Genomic DNA, 23065 nt, shown 5'->3' on the forward strand with positions numbered 1-23065 from the left:
AAGCACGCGCGCGCCGCCGAGGTGCTGCTCGCCGAGCGGCTGCGCGACCCGGCGCGCCGCCCGCTGCTCGTGGTCGTCACCGACGGGCGGGCGACCGCGGGGGGCGACGTGGACCGGGCCGCCGGCCTGCTGGCGGGCACCGCCGGGATCGTCGTGGACTGCGAGGACGGCCCGGTCCGGCTCGGCCTCGCGGGACGGCTCGCGGCCCGGCTCGGGGCGCGGCTCGTCCCGCTCGGCGACCTCGACGGCATCGTCCGCGCCCACCGCGGGCGCGAAAAGGGAAAGGCGGCTTGAGATGCCCCAGGGAAAGCCCGAGTCCGTCCCCGACGACGGCCTCACCACCCGGCAGCGCCGCAACCGGCCCCTGCTGATCGTCCACACCGGCCCCGGGAAGGGGAAGTCGACGGCGGCGTTCGGGATGGCGCTGCGGGCCTGGAACCAGGGCTGGCCGGTCGGGGTGTTCCAGTTCGTGAAGTCGGCCAAGTGGCGGATCGGCGAGGAGCGGGCGCTGCGCGTGCTCGGCGAGAGCGGCGAGGGCGGCCCGGTCGCCTGGCACAAGATGGGCGAGGGCTGGTCGTGGATCCAGCGCCCCGGCAGCGAGGAGGACCACGCGGCCGACGCCCGCGAGGGCTGGGCGCAGATCAAGCGGGACCTGGCCGCCGAGACGTACCGTTTCTATGTGCTCGACGAGTTCACCTATCCGCTCAAGTGGGGCTGGCTCGACCTGGACGACGTGGTCGAGACCCTCGCCGCGCGTCCCGGCACCCAGCACGTCGTCGTCACCGGGCGGGACGCGCCCGGCCGGCTGGTCGAGGCCGCCGACCTGGTGACGGAGATGGGCAAGGTCCGGCATCCGATGGACGCCGGGCAGAAGGGGCAGCGGGGCATCGAGTGGTGATCCCCCGGCTGGTCGTCGCCGCGCCGGCGTCCGGCAGCGGCAAGACGACCGTGGCGACCGGCCTGATCGCGGCGCTGCGGGCGCGCGGCCTCGCCGTGTCGCCGCACAAGGTCGGCCCCGACTACATCGACCCCGGCTACCACGCGCTGGCGGCGGGACGGCCCGGCCGCAACCTGGACCCGTGGCTCGCGGGCGAGGAGCGGATCGCGCCGCTGTTCCTGCACGGCGCCGCCGGCTGCGACGTGGCGGTGGTCGAGGGCGTGATGGGCCTGTTCGACGGGAAGGGCGACACCGGGTTCGCCTCCACGGCGCACGTCGCGCGACTGCTCGCGGCGCCGGTGGTGCTGGTCGTGGACGCCGCGCGGCAGAGCCGGTCGGTGGCGGCGCTCGTGCACGGTTTCGCGACGTTCGAGCCGGGCGTGCGGATCGGCGGCGTCGTGCTCAACCGGATCGGCTCGGAGCGGCACGAGGAGCTGTGCCGCGGCGCGCTGGAGGCGACGGGCGTGCCGGTGCTCGGCGCGATCCGGCGGGACGACGCGGTCGTGACCCCGTCCCGGCACCTCGGGCTGGTCCCGGCGGCCGAGCGGGGCGCGGAGGCCGTCGGCGCGGTGGAGCGGCTCGGCGCGCTCGTGGAGCGCTCCTGCGACCTGGACGCCCTGCTCCGCCTGGCGGCCGCCGCTCCCCCGCTGCCGGGGCCCGCGTGGGACCCGTCCGAGCAGGTCGTCCCGGTCGAGGGCGGGCCGGTCGTCGCGGTCGCGGGCGGGGCGGCGTTCACCTTCTCCTACGCCGAGCACGTGGAGCTGCTGCGCGCGGCGGGCGCCGACGTGGCCGTCTTCGACCCGCTGCGGGACGAGGCCCTGCCGGACGGGGCGGGCGCGCTCGTCATCGGCGGCGGCTTCCCCGAGGTCCACGCCGCCGAGCTGGCCGCCAACGCGCCGATGCTCGCCGAGGTCGCGGCGTTCCGCGGCCCGATCGCCGCCGAGTGCGCCGGGCTCCTCTACCTGTGCGAGGAACTCGACGGCCGGGCGATGTGCGGGCGGGTGCCGGGCCGCGCGCGGATGACGTCCCGGCTGGCGCTCGGCTACCGGGAGGCGGTCGCGGTGGCCGAGTCGCCGCTGACCCGTCCGGGCGAGCGGTTCCGCGGCCACGAGTTCCACCGGACCGCGCTGGACACCGGCGCCGAGCCGCTGTTCCGGTGGCGCGACGGCCGCGACGGGTACGGCGACGACCGGATCACCGCCTCCTACCTGCACCTGCACTGGGCGGGGTCGCCGGAGGCGGCTCAGCGGCTGGTGTCGTCCTCCAGGTCGCCCTCCGTCTTGAGGTAGACCTCCTGGAGGCCCTGGAGGACCGCCGGGTCGGGGTGCTCCCACATGCCGCGCTCGGCCGCCTCCAGCAGCCGCTCGGCGATGCCGTGCAGCGCCCACGGGTTCGACTGCGCCATGAACGCGCGGTTCTCCTCGTCCAGGACGTAGGCGGCGGTGAGCCTGTCGTACATCCAGTCGGCCATGACGCCCGTGGTGGCGTCGTAGCCGAACAGGTAGTCCACGGTCGCGGCCAGCTCGAACGCGCCCTTGTAGCCGTGCCGGCGCATGGCGGCGAGCCACTGCGGGTTCACGACGCGGGCCCGGAAGATCCGCGCGGTCTCCTCCGAGAGGGTGCGGGTGCGCACGGCGTCCGGGCGGGTGCTGTCGCCGACGTAGGCCTCCGGCGCCCTGCCGGTCAGCGCGCGGACGGTGGCGATCATGCCGCCGTGGTACTGGAAGTAGTCGTCGGAGTCGGCGATGTCGTGCTCGCGGGTGTCGACGTTCTTGGCGGCGACGGCGATGCGCCGGTAGGCGCTCTCCATGTCGGCGCGGGCGGGCACCCCGTCGAGGTCGCGGCCGTAGGCGTGGCCGCCCCACACCGCGTACACCTCGGCGAGGTCGGCGTCGTCGCGCCAGTTGCGGCTGTCGATGAGCGGCAGCAGCCCGGCCCCGTACGCGCCGGGCGCGGACCCGAACACGCGCATCGTGGCGCGCCGCTCGTCGCCGTGCCGCTCCCGGTCGGCCCGAACGTGGGCGCGGACGTGGTTGTCGGCGTCGGGCTCGTCCAGCCCGGCGACGAGCCGGACGGCGTCGTCCAGCATGGCGACGACGTGCGGGAACGCGTCCCGGAAGAAGCCGCTGATGCGGACGGTCACGTCGATGCGCGGCCGGCCGAGCTCGGCGAGCGGGACCGGCTCCAGCGCCGTGACGCGGCGGGACGCCTCGTCCCAGGCCGGGCGGACGCCGAGCAGCGCGAGGACCTCGGCGACGTCGTCGCCCGCCGTGCGCATCGCGCTCGTCCCCCACACCGACAGCCCGACCGAGCGCGGCCACTCCCCGTGGTCGGCGCGGTAGCGCTCCAGGAGCGAGTCCGCCATCGCCTGCCCGGTCTCCCAGGCGAGGCGGCTCGGGACGGCGCGCGGGTCGACCGAGTAGAAGTTGCGGCCGGTCGGCAGGACGTTGACGAGGCCGCGCAGCGGCGACCCGCTCGGGCCCGCCGGGACGTAGCCGCCGTCCAGGGCGTGCAGGACGTGGTCGAGCTCGTCGGTCGTCCGGGCCAGGCGCGGGACGATCTCGGCGGCGGCGAACTCCAGGACCCGCGTCACCGCCTCGCGGCGCTCCGCCGGAACGTCCCGGGCGGCCTCGCGCGCCGCGTCCACGGCCCAGCCGGCGTCCTCCATGGCCTGCACGAGGGCGCGGGCGGCGGCCTCGGCGGCGTCCACGTCGGCGAGCGCCTCGCCGCCGGCCTCGCTGAGCCCGAGCGCCTCCCGCAAGCCGGGCAGCGTCTCGCGCCCCGACCACATCTGGCGGGCGCGGAGCATGGCCAGCACCAGGTCGACGCGGACCGGGCCGGCGGGCGCCTGGCCGAGGACGTGCAGGCCGTCGCGGATCTGCGCGTCCTTCACCTCGCACAGCCAGCCGTCGACGTGCAGGAGGAAGTCGTCGAACTCGGTGTCGTGCGGGCGGTCGTCCAGGCCGAGGTCGTGGTCGAGCTTGGCGGCCTGGATGAGGGTCCAGATCTGGGCGCGGATCGCGGGCAGCTTCGCCGGGTCCATCGCGGCGATCGTCGCGTGCTCGTCCAGGAGCTGTTCGAGGCGGGCGATGTCGCCGTAGGTCTCGGCGCGGGCCATCGGCGGGACCATGTGGTCGACGAGGACGGCGTGCGCGCGGCGCTTGGCCTGCGTGCCCTCGCCGGGGTCGTTGACGAGGAACGGGTAGACCAGCGGGACGTCGCCGAGCGCCGCGTCGGTGCCGCACGACGCCGACATCCCCGCCGCCTTGCCGGGCAGCCACTCCAGGTTGCCGTGCTTGCCGACGTGGACGATCGCGTGCGCGCCGAACTCGTCCGACAGCCACCGGTACGCGGCCAGGTAGTGGTGGCTGGGCGGCAGGTCGGGGTCGTGGTAGATCGCGATGGGGTTCTGCCCGAAGCCGCGCGGCGGCTGCACCATCACGACGAGGTTGCCGGCGCGCAGGGCGGCGAGGACGATGTCGCCGCCCTGGACGAACAGCTCGCCGGGCGGCGGGCCCCAGTGCCGCTCCATCCCCTCGCGCAGGTCGGCGGGCAGGGTGCGGTACCAGCGCTCGTAGGACGCGGCGGAGATGCGGACGGGGTTGCCCGCGAGCTGCTCCTCGGTGAGCCAGTCCTCGTCCTGGCCGCCCGCCGCGATGAGCGCGTGGACGAGCGCGTCGCCGTCCTGCTCGTCGACGCCGGGGAAGCCCTCGCCCAGGTCGTACCCCGCGTCGCGGAGCCGGGCGAGCAGCCGGACGGTGCTCGCCGGGGTGTCGAGACCGACGGCGTTCCCGACGCGGGCGTGCTTGGTCGGGTACGCCGACAGCATCACCACGAGGCGGCGCCCGGCGGCCGGGGTGTGCCGCAGGCGGCCGTGCCGGACCGCGATCCCGGCGACCCGGGCCGCCCGTTCGGAGTCGGCGGCGTAGACGGTGAGCCCGTCCTCGTCGACCTCCTTGAACGAGAACGGGACGGTGATGATCCGCCCGTCGAACTCGGGGATCGCGACCTGCGACGCCGCGTCCAGCGGGGACAGCCCGTCGTCGCTCCCCTCCCAGTCGGACCGGCTCGTGGTGAGGCAGAGGCCCTGCAGGATCGGGACGTCCAGCGCGGCGAGCGCGCCCACGTCCCACGCCTCGTCGTCGCCGCCCGCCCCGGCCGTCGCGGGCCGCGACCCGCCCGCCGCGAGCACCGTCACCACCAGCGCGTCCGCCTGGCGGAGCGTGTCCAGCAGCTCGGGCTCGGCGGTGCGCAGCGACGAGCAGAACACCGGCATGGCGCGCCCGCCGGCGTCCTCCACGGCGGCGCAGAGCGCCTCCACGAACGCGGTGTTGCCCGCCATGTGGTGAGCGCGGTAGTAGAGCACGCCGACCACGGGCCCGCCGCCGTCGCGGGCGGCGCGGTCGAGCCGTCCCCAGGTCGGCGTCGCGGCCGGCGGCGCGAAGCCGCGCCCCGTCAGCAGCACGGTGTCGGACAGGAACGCGTGCAGCTCGGCGAGGTTGGCGGGGCCGCCGTGCGCGAGGTAGGCGTGCGCCTCGGCGCACACGCCGCTGACCGTGGACAGCTCCATCAGCTCGGCGTCGGGGGCCTGCTCGCCGCCGAGGACGACGACCGGCCGGGGGCCCGCGAGGAGCGCGTCGAGACCGTCCTCCCAGGCGCGGCGGCCGCCGAGCAGCCGCACCACGACGAGGTCGGCGCCCTCGGTCAGCCCGGGCAGGTCGGCGGCGGTGAGCCGCGCGGGGTTGCCGAGCCGGTAGGCGGCGCCGGACGCTCGGGCGCTCAGCAGATCGGTGTCGGACGTCGACAGCAACAGGACCGTGCGGCTGTGCTCGGGCACGGCGCATCCTCCCCCTGGGGTCCTCGCCCCGGTCGCGGGTGTCGCGACGGCAGGAGTCTCCTGGCTCCCGGATCGACGCTCGCCCCGGCCTTCCCGTCCTCGCGGACAGTGGCCTACAGCGGGGTTCGCTCCCCGGTCACAGTGGCGGGACCGCGCCGGATTCGCACCGGCTTCCTCCCATTGCCATCGTCTGAGCAGAAGAGTACGGCAGCGCGGTCGCCCTGCAAACTGTGGTTAACATCCTCCCCGTGCCGAATGTCAGAGCCCGTCCCGACGCGTGCCCCGGGGCGCTGCGCACCCACGACGCCGCCGACGGGCCGCTGGCGCGCGTCCGCGTCCCGGGCGGCGCGGTGTCCGCCGCGCAGCTCGCGGTGCTCGGCGCCGCCGCCCGCGAGCTGGGGCGGGACGTGATCGAACTCACGTCCCGCGGCAACCTCCAGGTGCGCGGCGTCCGCGACACCGGAGCGCTCGCGGCCCGGCTGGAGGCCGCCGGGCTGCTTCCGTCGGCGACCCACGAGCGGGTGCGCAACATCGTCGCGTCCCCGCTCGGCGGGCGCGGCCCGCGCGGCGCCCTCGCCACGGATCCGCTGGTCACGGCGCTGGACGAGGCGCTCTGCGCGCGTGCGGAGCTGGCCCGGCTGCCGGGGCGGTTCCTGTTCGCGCTCGACGACGGCACCGGCGACACGGCCGCGCTGGACGCCGACGCGGCCCACACCCCCGGCGGCCTGCGGCTGGCCGGGACGCGGCTCGGGCCCGTCCCCGGCGATCCCGTCGCGGCGCTGCTCGCGGCGGCGGAGGCGTTCCTGGAGGTCAGGGGCGACGCCTGGCGGCTCGCGGAGGTGCCGGACGGCGCGCGGCTCGTCGCCGAGCGGCTGGGCGCGGCCGTGGCGGAGACGCCGCCGCGCCCGGATCCCGCGCCGCCGCACGCCGGGATCCTCGCGCAGCGGGACGGGCTCGCCGCGCTGGAGGCCGTGCCTCCGCTGGGCCGGCTGTCGGGCGCGCAGGCCGAGGCGCTCGCCGGAGTCGCGGACGAGGTGCGGGTGACGCCGTGGCGCAGCGTGGTGGTGCGCGACCTGGAGCGGGACGAGGCGCGCCGCGCGGCGGCGGAGCTCGCGGCGGCGGGGTTCGCGACCGATCCCGCGTCGCCCTGGGTGGGCGTGACGGCCTGCACCGGGAGCCCGGGATGCGCGAAGTCGCGCGGCGACGTGCAGGCCGAGGCGCGGCGCTTCGTGGACGGCCTGGGCCGCGCGCCCGAGACCCCCGTCCACTGGACGGGATGCGAGCGGCGCTGCGGGATGCCCCGCGGCCCGGTCGAGCTGAGGACGGCGGAGGGACAGCAGTGATCGATTACGTCCGGGACGGCGCCGAGATCTACCGGCGGTCGTTCGCGACGATCCGCGCGGAGGCCGACCTGTCGGGACTGCCGGACGACGTGGCGCGGGTCGCGGTCCGCATGATCCACGCCTGCGGCATGACCGATCTGGTCAAGGACCTGGCCTGGTCGCCGGGGGTCGTGGCGCGGGCGCGGGCGGCGCTGCTGGCGGGCGCGCCGGTGCTGTGCGACGCGCGGATGGTCGCCTCCGGCGTGACCCGCGCGCGGCTGCCCGCCGGCAACGAGGTCGTGTGCACGCTCGGCGAGCCGGGCGTGCCGGAGCTGGCCGGGCGGCTCGGCACCACGCGCAGCGCGGCGGCGCTGGAGCTGTGGCGCGACCGGCTCGGCGGCGCGGTCGTCGCGATCGGCAACGCGCCGACCGCGCTGTTCCGGCTGCTGGAGCTGGTGGAGGAGGGCGCGCCGCGCCCGGCGGCGGTCCTCGGGATCCCGGTCGGGTTCATCGGGGCGGCCGAGTCCAAGGAGGCGCTCGCCGCGAGCGGCCTGGACCATCTGGTGGTCCGCGGGCGGCGCGGCGGCAGCGCGATGACGGCGGCGGCGGTCAACGCCATCGCCAGTGAGGCGGAGTGATGGCGGGACGGCTGTTCGGCGTGGGCGTCGGGCCCGGCGACCCCGAGCTGGTCACGGTGAAGGCGGCGCGGCTGATCGGCGAGGCCGACGTGGTGGCCTTCCACTGCGCGCGGCACGGCCGCAGCATCGCCCGGACCGTCGCCGAGCCGTACCTGCGGGACGGGCGGATCGAGGAGCAGCTCGTCTACCCGGTGACGACGGAGACCACCGACCATCCCGGTGGCTACCAGGGGGCGCTGGAGGACTTCTACGCCGACTGCGCCGCCCGCCTCGCCGCGCACCTCGACGCGGGGCGGACGGTCGTGGTGCTCAGCGAGGGCGACCCCCTGTTCTACGGGTCGTACATGCACCTGCACAAGCGGCTCGCGCCGCACTACCCGGCCGAGGTGGTGCCGGGCGTGACGTCGCTGAGCGCCGCGTCCGCGGCGGCGGGGCGACCGCTGGTGGAGCGGGAGGAGACGCTGACCGTCCTGCCCGGGACGCTGGCCGGCGAGGAGCTCGCCGAGCGGCTGCGCAGCGCGGACGCGGCGGCCGTCCTCAAGCTCGGCCGGACGTTCCCCAAGGTCAGGCAGGCGTTCGAGGACGCGGGGCGGCTCGGCGACGGCTGGTACGTCGAGCGGGCCGCCACCGACCGGCAGCGGGTCCTCCCGCTCGCCGACGTCGATCCGGCGGACGTTCCCTACATGGCGCTCGCGCTGCTGACGAGCCCGGCGGAGCGCTCGTTCGCCGCGCCTCCCCCGGCGCGGCCTGAGGGGGCCGGCGGGGTGTGGGTCGTCGGGCTCGGACCGGCGGGCCGGCCGTGGCTGACGCCGGAGGCGCAGGACGTCCTGGCGTCCGCGACCGACCTCGTCGGCTACGGCCCCTACCTGGACCGGGTGCCGCCGAACCCGAGGCAGCGGCGGCACGGGTCCGGCAACCGGGTGGAGGCCGACCGGGCCCGGCACGCGCTGGCGCTCGCGCGGGACGGGGCCCGGGTGGCCGTCGTCTCGTCCGGCGATCCCGGCGTGTTCGCGATGGCCACGGCCGTCCTGGAGGCGGCGGCGGAGGACGAGTTCGCGGACGTGCCGGTGCGGGTCGTGCCGGGGCTGACGGCGGCGCAGGCCGTGGCCGCCCGGGCCGGCGCGCCCCTCGGGCACGACTTCTGCGTCCTGTCGCTGTCGGACATCCTCAAGCCGTGGGACGTGGTGGAGCGGCGGCTCGCCGCCGCCGCCGAGGCCGACCTGGTCCTGGCCCTCTACAACCCCTCGTCGAGCCGGCGCAGGCACCAGCTCCCGGCGGCGCGCGAGCTGCTGCTCAAGCACCGCTCCCCCGAGACCCCGGTGGTCGTCGGGCGGGACGTCGGCGGGCCGGAGGAGAGCGTGACGGTGACGACGCTCGGCGAGCTGGACCCCGCCCGGGTCGACATGCGCTGCCTGCTCATCGTCGGGTCGTCCGCCACCCGGGTGACCGAGCGGGGCGTGGTCTTCACCCCGCGCCGCTACCCCTGAGCCCAGGCCGCGGCGGCCGCCACGTCGGCGGCCGCCGCGACGCCCTCGGGAAGGGCCGGGCGGTCGACCATCACGACCGGCAGCCCGGCCTCGCGGGCGGCGGTGAGCTTCGCGCGGGTCATCGCGCCGCCGCTGTCCTTGGTGACCAGCACGTCCAGGCGGTGCTCGCGGATCAGGGCGCGCTCGCCGTCCACGGTGTAGGGGCCGCGCGCCAGCAGGACGTGCACGTGGGGCGGGACGGGCGGCTCCGGAGGGTCCACCGACCGGGCGAGGAACCACACATCGGTCCGCGCGGCGAACACCGGAAGGCTGCGGCGGCCGGTGGTGAGGAACGCGCGGGCGCCGTCCGGCAGCGCGGCGGCGGCGTCCGGCAGGGACGGGACGCGCCGCCAGTCGTCACCGTCCTCCTCGTCCCAGCCGGGGCGGCGCAGCGCGAGCAGGGGCACGCCCGTCAGCCGCGACGCGTGCGCGGCGGAGGCGCTCATCCGCTCCGCGAACGGGTGGGTCGCGTCGACGAGGCGGTCGATCCGGTGCTCCCGCAGCCACGCGGCGAGCCCTTCGGCGCCGCCGAACCCGCCGATGTGGACCTCGCCGGCGGGCAGGCGCGGGTCCGACACCCTCCCGGCGAGCGAGGAGACGACGTGCACGCCGGTCAGCCGGGCCGCGAGCGCGCGGGCCTCCGCCGTCCCGCCGAGGATCAGGACGCGCCGCACGCCCGGTCCCGGCCGGCGCTGTAGAGGTGGCTGTCGGGGAACGCCGACGCGGTGAGGACGCGGCCGACGACGATCACCGCGGTGCGCCGCACCCCGGCCTCGCGCACCCGGGCGGCGATGTCGGCGAGGGTGCCGCGCAGGACCAGCTCGTCCGGGCGGCTGGCGCGGGCGACGACGGCGACCGGGCAGTCCGCGCCGTAGCGGGGCAGCAGCTCGGCGGCGACCTCCTCGATGCGCTGGACGGCCAGGTGCAGCACCATCGTGGCGCCGCTCGCGCCGAGGGTGGCGAGGTCCTCGCCGTCCGGCATCGGGGTGGCCCGCACGGCCGTGCGGGTCAGGATCACGGTCTGGCCGACGCCGGGGACGGTCAGCTCCCGGCCGAGCGAGGCCGCCGCGGCCGCGAACGCGGGAACGCCGGGGACGACCTCGTACGGCACGCCCGCCGCGTCGAGGCGGCGCATCTGCTCGGCGACCGCGCTGAACACCGACGGGTCGCCCGAGTGCAGCCGCGCGACGTCCAGGCCGCCTTGGTGGGCGGCGGTCAGCTCGGCGACGATCTCGTCCAGCGTCATGTTCGCGGTGTCGACGAGCCGGGCGCCGGGCGGGCACGCCTCCAGCAGTTCGGCCGGCACCAGCGACCCCGCGTACAGGCAGACGGGTGAGGACTCCAGGATCCTCAGGCCGCGCACGGTGATGAGGTCGGCGGCGCCGGGGCCCGCGCCGACGAAGTGAACCGTCACAGGGTGTCCTTCCGCGTCGTCCAGACGGTGACGGGCATGGCGGGGCGCCAGCCGGTGAACCCGCCGAGCGGGGCGGCGCGCTCGACGCCGAGGCGAACCAGCTCGCCGCCGTGGGTCCGGCGGAGCTCGACCACTTTGGCCTCCGATTCGAGGGTGACGGCGTTGGCGACGAGGCGCCCGCCGGGCCGGAGCGCGTCCCAGCAGCGTTCCAGCAGGCCGGGGACGGTGAGCCCGCCGCCGACGAAGACGGCGTCGGGCGGCGGGAGGCCCTCCAGCGCGTCCGGCGCGCGGCCCGCCACGACGCGGACGCCGGGCACCCCGAGGGCCCCGGCGTTGCGGCCGATCCGCTCCGCGCGCTCCGGGCGGCTCTCGACCGCGACCGCCGCGCACGACGGGTGCGCCCGCGCCCACTCGATCGCGACGCTGCCGGACCCGGCGCCCACGTCCCACAGCAGCTCGCCGGGCAGCGGCCCGAGGCGCGACAGCGTCACCGCCCGGACCTCCCGCTTGGTGATCTGCCCGTCGTGCTCGAAGGCGTCGTCGGGCAGCCCGGCGACACGCGGCAGCGGGGCGGCGTCCGGGCCCGGCGCGCACTCGACGGCCACCACCGCGAGCGCCGAGGCGGCCGGATCCGTCCAGTGGGACGCGACGCCGTGCGCGACCGTCTCGCTCTCCGCGCCGAGGTCGCACAGGACGGTCATCCGGCTGGGGCCGAAACCGCGCCCGGTGAGCAGCGCCGCCACGACCGCCGGGGCCTGCCGCCCCGCGCCGAGGACCAGCACTCGGCGGCCGGGGGCGACGACGGCGTTCAGCGTCTCCGCCGGGCGCCCGACGAGGCTGACGACCTCCACCCGCTCCAGCGGCCAGCCGAGGCGCGCGCACGCCAGCGACGCCGACGACGGGTGCGGCAGCACCCGCAGGCGCCGCGGGCCGACCAGCTCGGCGAGCGTGGAGCCGATCCCGTAGAACATGGGGTCGCCGCTCGCCAGGACGGCGACCGACCGCCCCGCGTACCGCTCGATCAGGCCGGGCAGAGCGGGGAGCAGCGGGGACGGCCAGGGCACGCGCTCGGCGGGGCCGTCCGGGACGAGGGCGAGGTGCCGGGCGCCCCCGAGCAGCACGTCCGCCGCCCGCAGCGCCGCGCGGGAGTCCTCCGCGAGGCCGTCCCACCCGTCGGCTCCGACGCCCACGACGGTGATGACACGCGCGTCCACTGGCCTCCTTGAGCGAAATGCGGCGCCAAGTCTACAACTGGCACACTTGGCCAGGTGAAGCGGCTTTTGATCATCGGCATCGGCGCGGGCGACCCCGACCACCTGACGTTCCAGGCGGCCAAGGCGATCGCCGCCGCCGACGTCTTCCTCGTCGTGGACAAGGGCGAGGCCAAGCACGACCTGGCCGGGCTGCGGCACGACCTCATCGCGGCGCACGGCCGGCACCCGTACCGGATCGTGGAGGCCCGCGACCCCGAGCGCGACCGGGACGCCGCCGCCTACGCCGCCGCCGTGGAGGACTGGCGGTCGCGGCGCGCGCGGATCTACGAGTCGTTCGTCACCGGCGAGCTGGCCGACGGGCAGACCGGCGCGATCCTCGTCTGGGGCGACCCCGGCGTCTACGACAGCACCCTCGCGGCGCTGGAGGAGGTGGGCGCCGAGTTCGAGGTCGAGGTGATCCCCGGCATCAGCAGCGTCTCGGCGCTCACCGCGCGGCACCGCGTCGGGCTCACGCGGGTGGGCCGTCCCGTCCACGTCACCACCGGGCGCCGCCTCGCCGCCGAGGGACCCACCGCCGACGACGTGCTCGTCATGCTGGACGCGCACTGCGCGTTCGCCGAGGCGGGCGACGGCTACCACATCTACTGGGGCGCCTACCTCGGCACGCCCGACGAGATCCTCGTCTCCGGCCCGGTCGCGGAGGTGGCCGAGGAGATCCGCGCCGTGCGCGCCGAGGCCCGCGCCCGCAAGGGGTGGATCATGGACACCTACCTCCTGCGGCGCGAGTCCCCGGCGCGCCCCTGACCGGCGCCGGCGGGCGCGGCGCCGGCGGGCGTCAGGCCCTGAACGCGGCGCGCTCCTCGGCCGGGGCGGCCTGCCCGCCCGCGGCGGTGACCGGACGCCCGCGCCCGGGGATGGCCAGCGCGACGATCCCGGCGAGCAGCGCCACGCCGCAGCCGATCAGCAGACCGGCCCGGAAGCCGTCCTCGGACGGCAGCACGTGCCCGCCGAGGTCGATGGTCAGCTGGGACAGCACGACCCCGACCACGGCCGCCGACACCGAGGTGCCGACCGAGCGCATCAGCGTGTTGAAGCTGTTGGCCGAGGCGGTCTCCGACCGCGGCACCGCGCCCATGATGAGGGCGGGCATCGCGCCGTAGGCGAGGCCGACGCCCATGCCGCAGATCGCCGTGACGATCATCAGTCCCCACGCGGCGCCGATGAGCAGCGTGGACGACCCGTACCCGAGCGCGATCACCAGGCTTCCGGCGACCAGGGTGACCTTGGGCCCGCGGGCGGCCGACAGCCGCGCGCCGAGCGGGGAGACCGCCATCATCAGCAGGCCGGACGGCACCATCCACAGGCCCGCGGCGACCATCGACTGGCCGAGCCCGTACCCGGTCTCCTTCGGCAGCTGCAGCAGCTGCGGCACGATCAGCGCCTGCGCGTACATCGAGAACCCGATCACGACCGAGGCGGCGTTGGTGAGCAGCACCTGGGGGCGCGCGGTGACGCGCAGGTCGACCAGCGGGTCGCGGCTCCGCAGCTCCCACCAGCCCCACGCCAGCAGGACGACGACCGTGGCGGCGAAAAGGCCGATGGTCGTGCCGCTCGCCCACCCCCAGTCGGCGCCCTTGGAGACGCCGAGCAGCAGGCACACGAGGCCGGCGCCGAGACCGACCGCGCCCACGGTGTCGAAGCGGCCCCGGGCCTGGACGGGCGTGGCCGGCACCAGCAGGTAGATCAGCGTGGCGACGAGCGCGCTCAGCGCGGCCGAGCCCCAGAACAGCACCCGCCAGCTCGTGTTCTCGGCGATCAGGGCCGCGAGCGGCAGCCCGAACGCCCCGCCGATCCCCATCGACGAGCTCAGCAGCGCGATCGAGGACCCCAGCCGCTCGGGCGGCAGCAGGTCGCGCAGCGCGCTGATGCCGAGCGGGATCATGCCCATGCCGACCCCCTGCATGCCTCGCCCGACGACCATCGGGATCAGCGAGCCGGACAGCGCGCAGATCACCGACCCGCTGATCAGGGGCACCATGCAGACCAGCAGCATCCGGCGCTTGCCGTACAGGTCGCCGAGCCGTCCGATCATCGGCATGGCGACCGCGGAGGCCAGCAGCGTCGAGGTGACCACCCAGGTCGCGTTGGAGGGCGTGGTGTCCAGCAGCCGCGGCAGCTGGGCGATCAGCGGCACCACGAGGGTCTGCATGAACGCGGCGACGATGCCGCCCACGGCGAGAACGCCGACGATCCCGCCGGGTCGGACGGCGGGCGCGGACTCGTCCACGTGACATCCCTTCTGTCGGGTCGAGGAACTTGTGCACCATACATACGTTATGGTCGATGCACAACTTATGTACGGTGCATATCCCTGTGGTAGGCATGGGGGGCGAGCATCGAGGCAGGAGCGACCCGGGCGGAGCGCGTCCGGGAGAAGGACCGGCATGCACAAGCCCACGGATCTGATCGAGTACGAGACCATGCTGCTCGGGCGGCACAGCCTGGCCACCCGCCGCTCCCGGCGCGAGGGCGGCCTGCTGGAGCGCAGCGCCTACATCCTGCTCAGCCGCATCCGCATCGACGGCCCGATGTCGATCCGGCAGCTCAGCGAGGCGTTCGACCTGGACCCCTCGACGCTGAACCGGCAGACCTCGGCCATGCTGCGCGACGGCCTCGTCGAGCGCATCCCCGACCCGGCCGGCGGCATCGCCCGCAAGTTCCGCATCACCGCCGAGGGCGAGCGCCGCCTCGACAGCGAGCGCGGCCAGATCGTCGCCGGGATCGACAAGATCATGGCGGACTGGACGGCGGAGGAGGTCGAGGCCTTCGCCTCCTTCCTCCAGCGCTTCAACACCGACATCGAGCGCCTCGCCGGAAGTCCCTGGCCCCGCCCCTAGCCGGAGTGTCGGCAAGCCCCGGCCGCGCCGTTACCCTGGGGCGATGCGCCTCGGTGTGAACGTCCCCAATTTCGGCCCCGGCACCGACCCGGGCGTCCTGCGGCAGTGGGCGCGGACGGTCGAGGGCCTCGGCTTCGACCTGCTGATGGTCTCCGACCACGTCGCGGTCACGGGCGACGTCGCCGCGCAGTACCCGGCCCCGTTCTACGAGCCGTTCACCACGCTCTCCTGGCTGGCCGGCGTGACCGAGCGGGTGCGGCTCGGCACCACCGTGCTGGTTGTCCCGTACCGGCATCCGCTGCTCGTCGCCCGCATGGCCGCCAACCTCAACGACCTGAGCGGCGGGCGGCTCGTCCTCGGCGTGGGAGTCGGCTGGGCCCGCGAGGAGTTCGCGGCGCTCGGCGTGCCCTTCACCCGGCGCGGCGCCCTCACCGACGAGCATCTGCGGGCGATCCGCGCCGCGTGGGAGGACGAGGGCGACTACCGCGCGGGGCGCATCCCCCTCTGGATCGGCGGCAACAGCGACGCCGCGCTCCGGCGGGCCGTGCGAATCGGCGACGCCTGGCACCCTCTGCGTTTCACCCTCCCCTGGCTCCGCGGCGCGCTGGAGCGGCTGAAGGCCGTCGCGGACGAGCAGGGACGTCCGGTGCCCGCCCTGGAGCCCCGCATCGCCCTGCGGGTGACGTCCTCCCCCGTCACCGGCCCCGACCGGCTCGCCGGCGAGGGGACCGTGGAGCAGGTCGCCGGCGACCTCGAGCAGTTGCGGCTGCTCGGCTCGGGCACGGTCCTCCTCGACCCCTTCAACGGCGATCCGGACGAGACCCTGCGCCCGGGCGACGCCTGGCGCGATCTCGCGGCGGTCGCCGCCGTGCACGGGGCGGCGGTCGCCGCCCCGGAGGCCGCCGGGTAGTCCAGGAGATCGGGGACCGGGCATGGCCGGGGCCCGTCCACCCGGTTAACGATCAGTGAAGTTATCGCTCTCATCGCGGGACCCGGTCACGGCACGGCAGTAGGCTCGGCGCGAAACCAGCGCAGGTCGGAGAGGAACCGGGCCCTTGAGCGTGATCAATGTCGGGCAGGCGATCGTCCTCGGGATCGTGGAGGGCCTGACCGAGTTCCTCCCGGTCTCCTCGACCGGGCACTTGAAGATCACCGAGGGTCTGATGAACATCCCGGTGGACGACAAGTCCGTGGTCGGGTTCACCGCGGTGATCCAGGTCGGCGCGATCGCGGCGGTGCTGGTGTACTTCTTCTCCGACATCGTCCGGATCGTCAAGGCGTGGGGCGTCGGGATCGCCCGGCCGTCCGAGCGCTACCACCACGACTACAAGTTCGCCTGGTGGGTCATCTACGCCACCATCCCGGTCGTGATCGTCGGGGTCGCCGCCAAGCCCCTCATCGAAGGCCCGCTCGCCTCGCTGTGGGTGGTCGCCGGGTCCCTGATCGGCGGCAGCGCCGTGATGTTCGCCGCGGACCGGCTCGGCACGCACAAGCGCGGCGAGGACGACACGTCCCTCACCGACGCGATGCTGATCGGCTCCTCGCAGATCCTCGCCCTGCTGTTCCCCGGCTTCTCCCGCTCGGGCGCGACGATGTCGACCGGGCTCATGCTCGGCCTCGACCGGGTCGCCGCGACCCGCCTGTCGTTCTTCCTGGGCATCCCCGCGCTGACCGGCGCCGGCATCTACGAGCTGCCGTCCGCGCTCGGCTCGGGCGCCGGCGTCCTGCCGCTCGCGGTGGGCACGGCGGTGTCGTTCGTCGTGGCCTACGCCTCCATCGCCTGGCTGCTGCGGTTCGTGGCCCGGCACAGCTTCACCTCGTTCGTGGTCTACCGCATCGTCGTCGGCCTCCTGCTGTTCGGCCTCCTCGGCGCGGGAACGTTGAACGCCTGAGCCTCGCGGGGTATGCGGAAGACTGTCACGGTCCGCACGCCGGTGGGAGCACCGCGTGCGCGCACACCCCGCTGAGAAACGGAGCGCCGAGCATGAACGACGCGATGTGGGCCGGAACGGTCTCCATCACCGGGCACGGGAAGGACGAGCTGGAGGCGTACCTGGCGCGGCCGCTGGGCGACGCCCCGCGCGGCGGCGTCGTGGTGATCCACCACATGCCCGGCTACGACCCCGGCACCAAGGAGTTCGTCCGCACGTTCGCCGCGCACGGATACGCCGCCATCGCCCCGAACCTGTACTCGCGCGAGGGCGCGGGCGCGAGCCCGGACGACCAGGCCGCCGCCGCCCGCGCCAAGGGCGGCGTCCCGGACGAGCAGCTCGTCGGGGACGTCGCCGGGGCCGCCGCGCATCTGAACTCGCTCGACCACGCCAACGGCCGCGTCGGCGTGATCGGGCACTGCTCGGGCGGGCGGCACGCGTTCCTGGCCGCCTGCGAGCTGGACCTCGACGCGGCCGTCGACTGCTACGGCGCCTTCGTCGTCGACGACCCGCCCGAGGACTACCCGACCTCCGCCCGGTCGATCGTCTCCAAGGCGCCCGGCCTGTCGTGCCCGCTGCTCGGCCTGTTCGGCGAGGAGGACCGGTTCCCCGCGCCCGAGGAGGTCGCCGCGCTGGACGCCGAGCTGACCAGGCTCGGCAAGGAGCACGAGTTCCACACCTATCCCGGCGCGGGGCACGCGTTCTTCGCCGTCGAGCGGCCCGCCTTCCGTCCCGCCGCCGCCAAGGACGGCTGGGGGAAGATCTTCGCCTTCTTCGACCGCCACCTGGGCGCCTGAAAGGAGACCCTCATGTGCACCTACCAGACGGTGAAGATGGAACTGGACGGCGCGGCGAAAGGAGCGAACGGCTGGTTCACGGTGACCGGCGGCGCGGTCTACGTCGACCACCCGTACCACGCCTGCCACGAGCACACCGTGAACATCGACTTCACCAACGCCGGGGAGGGGCCGTCCGCGCGCGTCGCGGTCGAGCTGACGGAGGAGTCGGCGCTGGCGCTGATCGAGGCCATCCAGGCGGCCCTCGCCGCCGCCCCTCCCGGCCTCGCCTCGGCCGCCGGCTGAGATAGGGATTCACCAAGCGACATTTTAAGGAAAGGCCGAAACAGGCGAGACGTGTCCGTTTCCAGGTGAATTGGCGGCATGGCGCCACGAACCCTTACGTTGGCTCCGTCGCTCATCGCATGCATGTCGTTACGGACATGTTCCATATCCCGCTTGGAGAGGACCTCAATGGAGATCCCGCTCGTCATCGACCCGGCCGGCAGCGACGTCCAGGGAGAGGCCGCGAAACTGCGGGCGCGGGGGCCGGTGACCCCCGTGGAGCTGCCCGGCGGCGTCGTCGCCTGGGCGGTGACCGGCCAGGAGCAGCTCAAGCGGTTGCTGGCCGACCCGCGGGTGTCCAAGGACCCGAACCTGCACTGGACGAAATGGATCGACGGCGAGATCGCGGAGGACTGGCCGCTGAGCCTGTGGGTCTCGGTGCGGAACATGTTCACCGCCTACGGCGACGACCACCGGCGGCTCCGCACGATCATCTCCCGGGCGTTCACCCCGCGCCGCACCGAGGCGCTGCGGCCGGACGTGGAGGAGATCACCCGGTCGCTGCTGGACGGCCTGGCCGCCGCCCCCGGCGGCCGCGCCGACCTGCGCGAGGCGTTCGCCTACCCGCTGCCCATCGAGGTGATCTGCCGGCTGTTCGGCGTCCCCGACGAGACCCGCCCCGCGCTGCGCCGCTGCGTGGACGGCGTCTTCAACACGGCGCTGACCTCCGAGGAGGCCTTCGCCAACCAGACCGAGATGTACGGCATCCTGCAGGACTTCGTGGCGTTCCGGCGCCGCGAGCCCGCCGACGACCTGGCCGGGGAGCTCATCTCCTCCCGCGACGAGGACGGCTCGCGGCTGAGCGAGCAGGAGCTGGTCGACACGCTGATCCTGATGATCTCCGCCGGGCACGAGACGACGGTGAACCTGCTCGACCAGGCGATCACGGCGCTGCTGACGCACCCGGAGCAGCGCGCGCTCGTCCGGTCCGGCGAGGTGCCGTGGGCGGAGGTCATCGAGGAGGCGCTGCGCTGGCAGGCGCCGGTCGCGAACCTGCCGCTGCGCTACGCCGTGGAGGACATCGACGTCGACGGCGTGACGATCGGGAAGGGCGAGGCGATCCTCGTCGCCTACGCCGCCGCGGGACGCGACCTCGCCCTGCACGGCGACGACGCCGACCTGTTCGACGTCAGGCGGGCGAACAAGGAGCACATCTCGTTCGGGCACGGCGTGCACTACTGCGTCGGCTCCCACCTCGCGCGGCTGGAGGCCGAGATCGCGCTGCCGGCGCTCTTCGGACGCTTCCCGGACCTGGCGCTGGCCGTCGACCCCGCCGAGCTGCGGCCGGTCGAGTCGTTCATCTCCAACGGCCACCGGACCCTTCCGGTCGTGCTCGGCTCCTGAGCCCCCGCTACCCCTCGCGGCGCGCCCGGGCCCGGCGCTTGCCCTCGTGCATCGCCTGGACCCGGGCGATCGGGATCGTGTGGCCCTGCTCGACGAGGTCGGCGGGGACCGGCTGCGGCTCCGGCATGAGGCCGGTCCAGACGTCGCGGCCCGCGAGCAGGGCGGCGGCCGTGCGGATCGTGAAGTCCGAGGGCGCCACCCGGTCGAGGTCGTCCCAGGCGACCGGGAACGAGACCGGCGTTCCCGGCCGGATCCGCGGGCTGTAGGCGGCGACGACGGTCGCGCCGCCCGCGCGGGTCGAGTCGAGGAACACCTTGCCGCCGCGGTCCTCGCGGATGAACGCCGTCGTGACCAGGCCGGGGTCGAGCCGCTCGGCGCGGACGGCCAGGGCGCGCGTCGCGGCGGCGACGTCCTCGACGCGCGTGGCGCCGTCGAGGGGGGCGAACACGTGGACGCCCTTGGCGCCGCTCGTCTTGACGGCGCCCCGCAGGCCCGAGTCGGCCATCGCGCGGCGCACGAGGTGGGCGGCGGCGACCGCGTCGCCGAACGCGTCCGGGCCGGGCGGGTCGATGTCGAGCACCAGGTGGGTGGGCCTGTCCCATGTCTCGGCGCGCACGAGGGGCGGGTGGTACTCGACGGCGCGCTGGTTCGCGAACCACAGCAGGGTGCGGCGGTCGTCGCACAGCGCGTAGGACACCTCCCGCTGCGAGGTCGCCGCCCACACCGCCACCGTCCGCACCCAGGACGGCGTGTACTTCGGCGTGTTCTTCTGCATGAACGGCTTCTGGCCGCGCAGCACGCGCTTGACCGACAGCGGCCGGCCTTCGAGCTGCGGGACCAGGCATCCGGCGACGGCGTCCAGGTAGTCGACCAGGTCGCGTTTCGTCGCGTCCGCCCCCTCGAACAGGGGCTGGTCGAGGTTCGTCAGCCGAACCCCGTCACGCTCTTCATCGGCGCTCACCCCTCCAGCTTCGCACGCGGGGCCGACAACGCCGTGGGGTAGCGTCGCCCCCATGTACGTACCGGCGCATTTCTCGGCGGGCGACGCCGAGGTCAGGGAGCTGCTGGCCGGGTGCGGGGCCGCCGACCTCGTCACCGCCTCCCCGCGGGGGCTGGTCGCGACGTACCTGCCCGTCCTGTACGACCCGTCGGTGGGCGAGCACGGCGCGATGCTGGCGCATGTGGCGCGCAACAACGACCAGTGGCGCGAGCCCGCCGCCGGGGAGTCGCTGCTCATCGTCCACGGGCCGGACGCGTACGTGTCGCCGTCCTGGTACGCGTCCAAGGCCGAGCACGGACGGGTCGTGCCGACGTGGAACTATCTCACCGCCCACGTCTACGGCCGCCTCGTCGTGCACGACGACCCGGCGTGGGTGGAGTCGATGGTCCGCCGCCTGACCGAGCGCCACGAGCGGGGCCGCGCCCCGTCCTGGACGGTCGACGACGCCCCGCCCGCGTTCGTCGCCGGTCAGCTGCGCGCGATCGTGGGGCTGGAACTGCGCGTCACGCGCGTCGAGGCCAAGGCGAAGATGAGCCAGAACCGCCCCGAGGCCGACATCGCGGGCGTCGTCGCGGGTTACCGCGCCCAGGGCGACACGACCATGGCGGACGCGGTGGAAGCGGCGAAGGCGCGAGGCGAGGGGTAGCGCGGCGGGTCAGCGGGGGCGCCAGGGAGACTCGGCGGAGGTGGGGCGGGCGTCGGCCGCCACCCGGAGCGCGTAGGTGGGGGTCGGGGCGCCGTCCACGGGGCCCAGGTAGTCGTGGCCGGTCAGATGGCACCAGGCCGGCAGGTCGATGGGGGCCGCCGGGTCGGCGGCGATGAGGTGGACGACGGTTCCGGGCGCCAGGTCCGCGATGCGGCCGCGCAGTTCGAGCAGGAGGCGCACGCAGGAACGGTCGCCGCCGTCGATGACGACCGGGTCCGAGCTCATTCCCACCTCCGGGGTCCACGAGGCTTTCCGGCGTAGGGGGAAATATAGGGCTTTGGTGTGACAAGGGTGGTGGTCAGACCGGGCGAGCCCGTACGCACCGCCGGGTTCGGGCCCTCCCTGGCGCCGACGGGCACGCTTTGATCAAAGATTTCCGCGCGGGTCATCCGGGACCGGGATCTGAGCGTCAAGTTCGTGTCCGGTGCGGCGGGACGGCGTCGGGGCGCGCGTCCTCCAAGGCGACAAAACAGGATCAATCGCTAGCGAACGGGTTCGTCGGCGATATGGATGAGGGAGGTCCTAGACTTGACTCTTTCTTTCAGGTTTCGTCCAGCTTTGGAGCTTACAGTCGCAGTGAAGTACCCCCCGTTGTCATCCAGGTGAGGAAATCGGCTTTGGGGCGAGTCATGGATCTCGGAGTGGGACGAGTGGAGCGCACGGAGACCTGCGGGACGCTGACGTTCCCGGACGAGGTCGACCTCAGCAACGGCGAGGCGGTCCTGGCGCAGGCCGTCCGGCTTCTGGACTCCGGGACGCCCGCCCTGATCCTCGACCTGACCGGCTGCACGTTCTGCGACTCCAACGGGCTGAACGTGATCACGCGGTCGCAGATGCGGGCGACCGAGCTGGGCGTGCCCATGTGGGTGGTGCTGCCGCCGCGCGGGATCGTCCGCCGGGTGTCGGAGGTGGCGGGGCTGCAGCGCCGCGTCGCCATCGCCCCGGACGTGGCGACGGCCCGCGAGGCGCTCTCGGCGTCCGCGAGCGGGTAGCGCCTCAGCGCTCCAGGGCGCGGTCGATCCACTCGTCCGCGACGCCGAGGAGCAGGTGGCCCGCGCCGAGGATGCTGGCGTCGCGGCCCGCGCGGGAGGTCGCGATCTCCAGGTTGCGGGTGGCGAGCGGCAGGCAGCGCTCGTAGATGACGCCCCGGATCGTCGCGACGAGCGGCTCGGCGTTGGACAGGCTGCCGCCGATGACGAGCGCGTCGGGGTTGAAGAAGTTCACGAGCGCGGTCAGCACGTCGCCGATGAGGCGCCCGGCCGTGCGCACCGCGCTGGTCGCCTGGGGGACGCCGTCGGCGACGAGGTCGACGATCCGGGACGGGTTGTCGGCCTCGATGCCCTGGGCGGCGAGGGACGCGGCGAGGGCGGCGCCGCTGGCGTGGGCCTCCAGGCAGTCGGGGTGGCCGCAGGAGCAGTCGACGGTGGCCTCGGACAGGATCCGGACGTGGCTGATGTCGCCCGCCGCGCCGCGCCCCCGGTGCAGCCGCCCGTCGACGATGACGCCGCAGCCGATGCCGCTGCCGAGTTTGATGACCATCACGTTGTCGAGGGACGGCCATGACCCGCGGTGCTCGCCGACGGCCATGAGGTTGGCGTCGTTCTCGACCAGGGCCGGGACGCCGGCGCCGCCGGCCACGTAGTCGCGGACGGGGAAGTCGTTCCAGCCGGGCATGCGCGAGGGCGAGACGACCTGGCCCGTCGCCGGGTCGACCGGACCGGGCAGCCCGATCCCGACGCCGCGGACGGGGACGTCCCCGAGGCCGTGCTCGCGGGCGAGGGCGTGCAGGCTGCGCAGGACCGCCGCCAGCGTCTCCTCGGGCCCGAGGGCGATGTCGCACGCGAGGTCGGACAATGCGAGGGGCGTACCCGCGAGGTCGGCGACCGCGAGGCGGGCGTGGTGCGCACCGAGGTCGGCGACCAGGTACACGCCCGCCGCGCGGGCGAGCCGAAGGCGGCGGGGCCGCCGGCCCCCGCGCGAGGCCCCGGCGCCTTCCTCTGCGAACAGGCCGGCCTCGATGAGCTGCTCGACCCGCAGCGAGACGCTGGAGGCGGCGAGGCCGGAGAGCCGGGCGAGCTCGGCCCGCGACTCCGCCTGGCCGGTCGCCACCAGCCGCACGAGTGCCGCCGGTCCGTCGTCTCTGCTGTTACGCACCCCAGATAGATAGCATGCGCGAAC

General features: G+C 75.0%; 23 protein-coding genes and 1 riboswitch. Of the genes, 15 read left to right on the forward strand and 8 right to left on the reverse strand.

Annotated features, from left to right (window positions below; translation table 11 throughout):
• The 3 genes from ABD944_RS39835 to ABD944_RS39845 all read left to right on the forward strand — a co-directional run.
• Nucleotides 1–294 (forward strand): vWA domain-containing protein (locus ABD944_RS39835; protein ID WP_486303777.1); only part of this gene is annotated, 294 nt, incomplete at its 5' end.
• A 1-nt stretch (nt 295) separates the two neighbouring features.
• On the forward strand, nt 296–898 hold the full coding sequence (cobO, locus tag ABD944_RS39840) for a cob(I)yrinic acid a,c-diamide adenosyltransferase (protein WP_345186798.1): 603 nt from the start codon (nt 296–298) through the stop codon (nt 896–898).
• Nucleotides 895–2226, forward strand: coding sequence for a cobyrinic acid a,c-diamide synthase CobB (locus ABD944_RS39845; RefSeq protein WP_345186803.1), 1332 nt, complete (start codon nt 895–897; stop codon nt 2224–2226). The genes cobO and ABD944_RS39845 overlap by 4 nt, the downstream gene beginning before the upstream one ends.
• Here the strand turns inward: ABD944_RS39845 and cobN are convergent.
• Entirely contained in the window at nt 2181–5774 is a 3594-nt protein-coding gene (cobN, locus tag ABD944_RS39850; RefSeq protein ID WP_345186806.1) for a cobaltochelatase subunit CobN, read from the reverse strand. The genes ABD944_RS39845 and cobN overlap by 46 nt on opposite strands.
• Before the next feature lie 54 nt (nt 5775–5828).
• Nucleotides 5829–5950, reverse strand: a riboswitch (cobalamin riboswitch).
• Nucleotides 5951–6022: 72 nt separating this feature from the next.
• Here cobN and ABD944_RS39855 point away from each other — a divergent pair.
• Genes ABD944_RS39855 through ABD944_RS39865 form a run of 3 tightly spaced genes read left to right on the forward strand, consistent with a single transcriptional unit; the run spans nt 6023 to nt 9221 of the window.
• A complete protein-coding gene (locus tag ABD944_RS39855; RefSeq protein ID WP_345186810.1) occupies nt 6023–7117 on the forward strand; it encodes a precorrin-3B synthase in 1095 nt (364 codons plus the stop codon).
• The gene (locus ABD944_RS39860; RefSeq protein WP_345186813.1) at nt 7114–7734 is read left to right on the forward strand and encodes a precorrin-8X methylmutase; all 621 of its coding nucleotides are present in this window, start codon (nt 7114–7116) and stop codon (nt 7732–7734) included. The genes ABD944_RS39855 and ABD944_RS39860 overlap by 4 nt, the downstream gene beginning before the upstream one ends.
• Nucleotides 7734–9221, forward strand: coding sequence for a precorrin-2 C(20)-methyltransferase (locus tag ABD944_RS39865; protein ID WP_345186816.1), 1488 nt, complete (start codon nt 7734–7736; stop codon nt 9219–9221). Before ABD944_RS39860 ends, ABD944_RS39865 begins: the two co-directional genes overlap by 1 nt.
• Here the strand turns inward: ABD944_RS39865 and ABD944_RS39870 are convergent.
• Genes ABD944_RS39870 through cbiE form a run of 3 tightly spaced genes read right to left on the reverse strand, consistent with a single transcriptional unit; the run spans nt 9212 to nt 11888 of the window.
• On the reverse strand, nt 9212–9934 hold the full coding sequence (locus ABD944_RS39870) for a cobalt-precorrin-6A reductase (RefSeq protein WP_345186818.1): 723 nt from the start codon (nt 9932–9934) through the stop codon (nt 9212–9214). The two genes, ABD944_RS39865 and ABD944_RS39870, sit on opposite strands and share 10 nt — an antisense overlap.
• Nucleotides 9919–10674 carry a precorrin-4 C(11)-methyltransferase gene (gene cobM, locus ABD944_RS39875; RefSeq protein ID WP_345186820.1) on the reverse strand — a complete coding sequence of 252 codons (756 nt, stop codon included), beginning with the start codon at nt 10672–10674 and terminating at the stop codon, nt 9919–9921. The genes ABD944_RS39870 and cobM overlap by 16 nt, the downstream gene beginning before the upstream one ends.
• Nucleotides 10671–11888 carry a precorrin-6y C5,15-methyltransferase (decarboxylating) subunit CbiE gene (cbiE, locus tag ABD944_RS39880; protein WP_345186822.1) on the reverse strand — a complete coding sequence of 406 codons (1218 nt, stop codon included), beginning with the start codon at nt 11886–11888 and terminating at the stop codon, nt 10671–10673. The genes cobM and cbiE overlap by 4 nt, the downstream gene beginning before the upstream one ends.
• Nucleotides 11889–11942: 54 nt before the next feature.
• Between cbiE and cobF the strand changes: the two genes are divergently transcribed.
• Nucleotides 11943–12692 (forward strand): precorrin-6A synthase (deacetylating), encoded by a 750-nt coding sequence (cobF, locus tag ABD944_RS39885; protein ID WP_345186824.1) that lies wholly within the window; start codon nt 11943–11945, stop codon nt 12690–12692.
• Nucleotides 12693–12723: 31 nt separating this feature from the next.
• On the opposite strand, the gene ABD944_RS39890 is transcribed toward cobF, so the two are convergent.
• Nucleotides 12724–14175 (reverse strand): MFS transporter, encoded by a 1452-nt coding sequence (locus ABD944_RS39890; RefSeq protein ID WP_345186826.1) that lies wholly within the window; start codon nt 14173–14175, stop codon nt 12724–12726.
• A 157-nt stretch (nt 14176–14332) separates the two neighbouring features.
• On the opposite strand from ABD944_RS39890, the gene ABD944_RS39895 reads away from it, so the two are divergent.
• The 6 genes from ABD944_RS39895 (at nt 14333) to ABD944_RS39920 (ending at nt 19181) form a co-directional block, all read left to right on the forward strand.
• Nucleotides 14333–14785 (forward strand): MarR family winged helix-turn-helix transcriptional regulator, encoded by a 453-nt coding sequence (locus ABD944_RS39895; protein ID WP_345186828.1) that lies wholly within the window; start codon nt 14333–14335, stop codon nt 14783–14785.
• Between the two features lie 43 nt (nt 14786–14828).
• Complete coding sequence (locus ABD944_RS39900; RefSeq protein ID WP_345186832.1) at nt 14829–15695, forward strand: LLM class flavin-dependent oxidoreductase; 867 nt, start codon at nt 14829–14831, stop codon at nt 15693–15695.
• Between the two features lie 151 nt (nt 15696–15846).
• Complete coding sequence (locus ABD944_RS39905) at nt 15847–16677, forward strand: undecaprenyl-diphosphate phosphatase (RefSeq protein ID WP_345186877.1); 831 nt, start codon at nt 15847–15849, stop codon at nt 16675–16677.
• Between the two features lie 92 nt (nt 16678–16769).
• Nucleotides 16770–17513, forward strand: coding sequence for a dienelactone hydrolase family protein (locus ABD944_RS39910; protein ID WP_345186834.1), 744 nt, complete (start codon nt 16770–16772; stop codon nt 17511–17513).
• Nucleotides 17514–17525: 12 nt separating this feature from the next.
• Nucleotides 17526–17798 (forward strand): DUF6295 family protein, encoded by a 273-nt coding sequence (locus tag ABD944_RS39915; protein ID WP_345186836.1) that lies wholly within the window; start codon nt 17526–17528, stop codon nt 17796–17798.
• Between the two features lie 153 nt (nt 17799–17951).
• Nucleotides 17952–19181: a cytochrome P450 family protein gene (locus ABD944_RS39920; protein WP_345186838.1), complete on the forward strand. Its 1230-nt coding sequence runs from the start codon at nt 17952–17954 to the stop codon at nt 19179–19181.
• 7 nt (nt 19182–19188) lie between these two features.
• Here the strand turns inward: ABD944_RS39920 and ABD944_RS39925 are convergent, their stop codons facing one another.
• A complete protein-coding gene (locus ABD944_RS39925) occupies nt 19189–20142 on the reverse strand; it encodes a DNA polymerase domain-containing protein (protein WP_345186840.1) in 954 nt (317 codons plus the stop codon).
• 52 nt (nt 20143–20194) lie between these two features.
• Between ABD944_RS39925 and ABD944_RS39930 the strand changes: the two genes are divergently transcribed.
• Nucleotides 20195–20827: an FMN-binding negative transcriptional regulator gene (locus tag ABD944_RS39930; RefSeq protein WP_345186842.1), complete on the forward strand. Its 633-nt coding sequence runs from the start codon at nt 20195–20197 to the stop codon at nt 20825–20827.
• A 9-nt stretch (nt 20828–20836) separates the two neighbouring features.
• On the opposite strand, the gene ABD944_RS39935 is transcribed toward ABD944_RS39930, so the two are convergent.
• Entirely contained in the window at nt 20837–21112 is a 276-nt protein-coding gene (locus ABD944_RS39935) for a sulfurtransferase TusA family protein (protein ID WP_345186846.1), read from the reverse strand.
• Nucleotides 21113–21516: 404 nt separating this feature from the next.
• Between ABD944_RS39935 and ABD944_RS39940 the strand changes: the two genes are divergently transcribed.
• Nucleotides 21517–21879: an STAS domain-containing protein gene (locus tag ABD944_RS39940; protein ID WP_345186848.1), complete on the forward strand. Its 363-nt coding sequence runs from the start codon at nt 21517–21519 to the stop codon at nt 21877–21879.
• 4 nt (nt 21880–21883) lie between these two features.
• On the opposite strand, the gene ABD944_RS39945 is transcribed toward ABD944_RS39940, so the two are convergent.
• A complete protein-coding gene (locus ABD944_RS39945; protein ID WP_345186851.1) occupies nt 21884–23041 on the reverse strand; it encodes an ROK family protein in 1158 nt (385 codons plus the stop codon).
• Between the last annotated feature and the right edge of the window lie 24 nt (nt 23042–23065).

Source organism: Actinomadura verrucosospora, from assembly GCF_039540335.1.
Lineage (GTDB): Bacteria > Actinomycetota > Actinomycetes > Streptosporangiales > Streptosporangiaceae > Spirillospora > Spirillospora verrucosospora.

What these genes read in the sequence shown, in the direction of transcription:
- ABD944_RS39910 (WP_345186834.1), top strand. Translation starts at nt 16,770, where the DNA reads ATGAACGACGCGATGTGGGCCGGAACGGTCTCCATCACCGGGCACGGG.
- ABD944_RS39895 (WP_345186828.1), top strand. Translation starts at nt 14,333, where the DNA reads ATGCACAAGCCCACGGATCTGATCGAGTACGAGACCATGCTGCTCGGG.
- ABD944_RS39915 (WP_345186836.1), top strand. Translation starts at nt 17,526, where the DNA reads ATGTGCACCTACCAGACGGTGAAGATGGAACTGGACGGCGCGGCGAAA.
- ABD944_RS39930 (WP_345186842.1), top strand. Translation starts at nt 20,195, where the DNA reads ATGTACGTACCGGCGCATTTCTCGGCGGGCGACGCCGAGGTCAGGGAG.
- ABD944_RS39900 (WP_345186832.1), top strand. Translation starts at nt 14,829, where the DNA reads ATGCGCCTCGGTGTGAACGTCCCCAATTTCGGCCCCGGCACCGACCCG.
- cobO (WP_345186798.1), top strand. Translation starts at nt 296, where the DNA reads ATGCCCCAGGGAAAGCCCGAGTCCGTCCCCGACGACGGCCTCACCACC.
- ABD944_RS39865 (WP_345186816.1), top strand. Translation starts at nt 7,734, where the DNA reads ATGGCGGGACGGCTGTTCGGCGTGGGCGTCGGGCCCGGCGACCCCGAG.
- ABD944_RS39940 (WP_345186848.1), top strand. Translation starts at nt 21,517, where the DNA reads ATGGATCTCGGAGTGGGACGAGTGGAGCGCACGGAGACCTGCGGGACG.
- ABD944_RS39935 (WP_345186846.1), bottom strand. Translation starts at nt 21,112, where the DNA reads ATGAGCTCGGACCCGGTCGTCATCGACGGCGGCGACCGTTCCTGCGTG.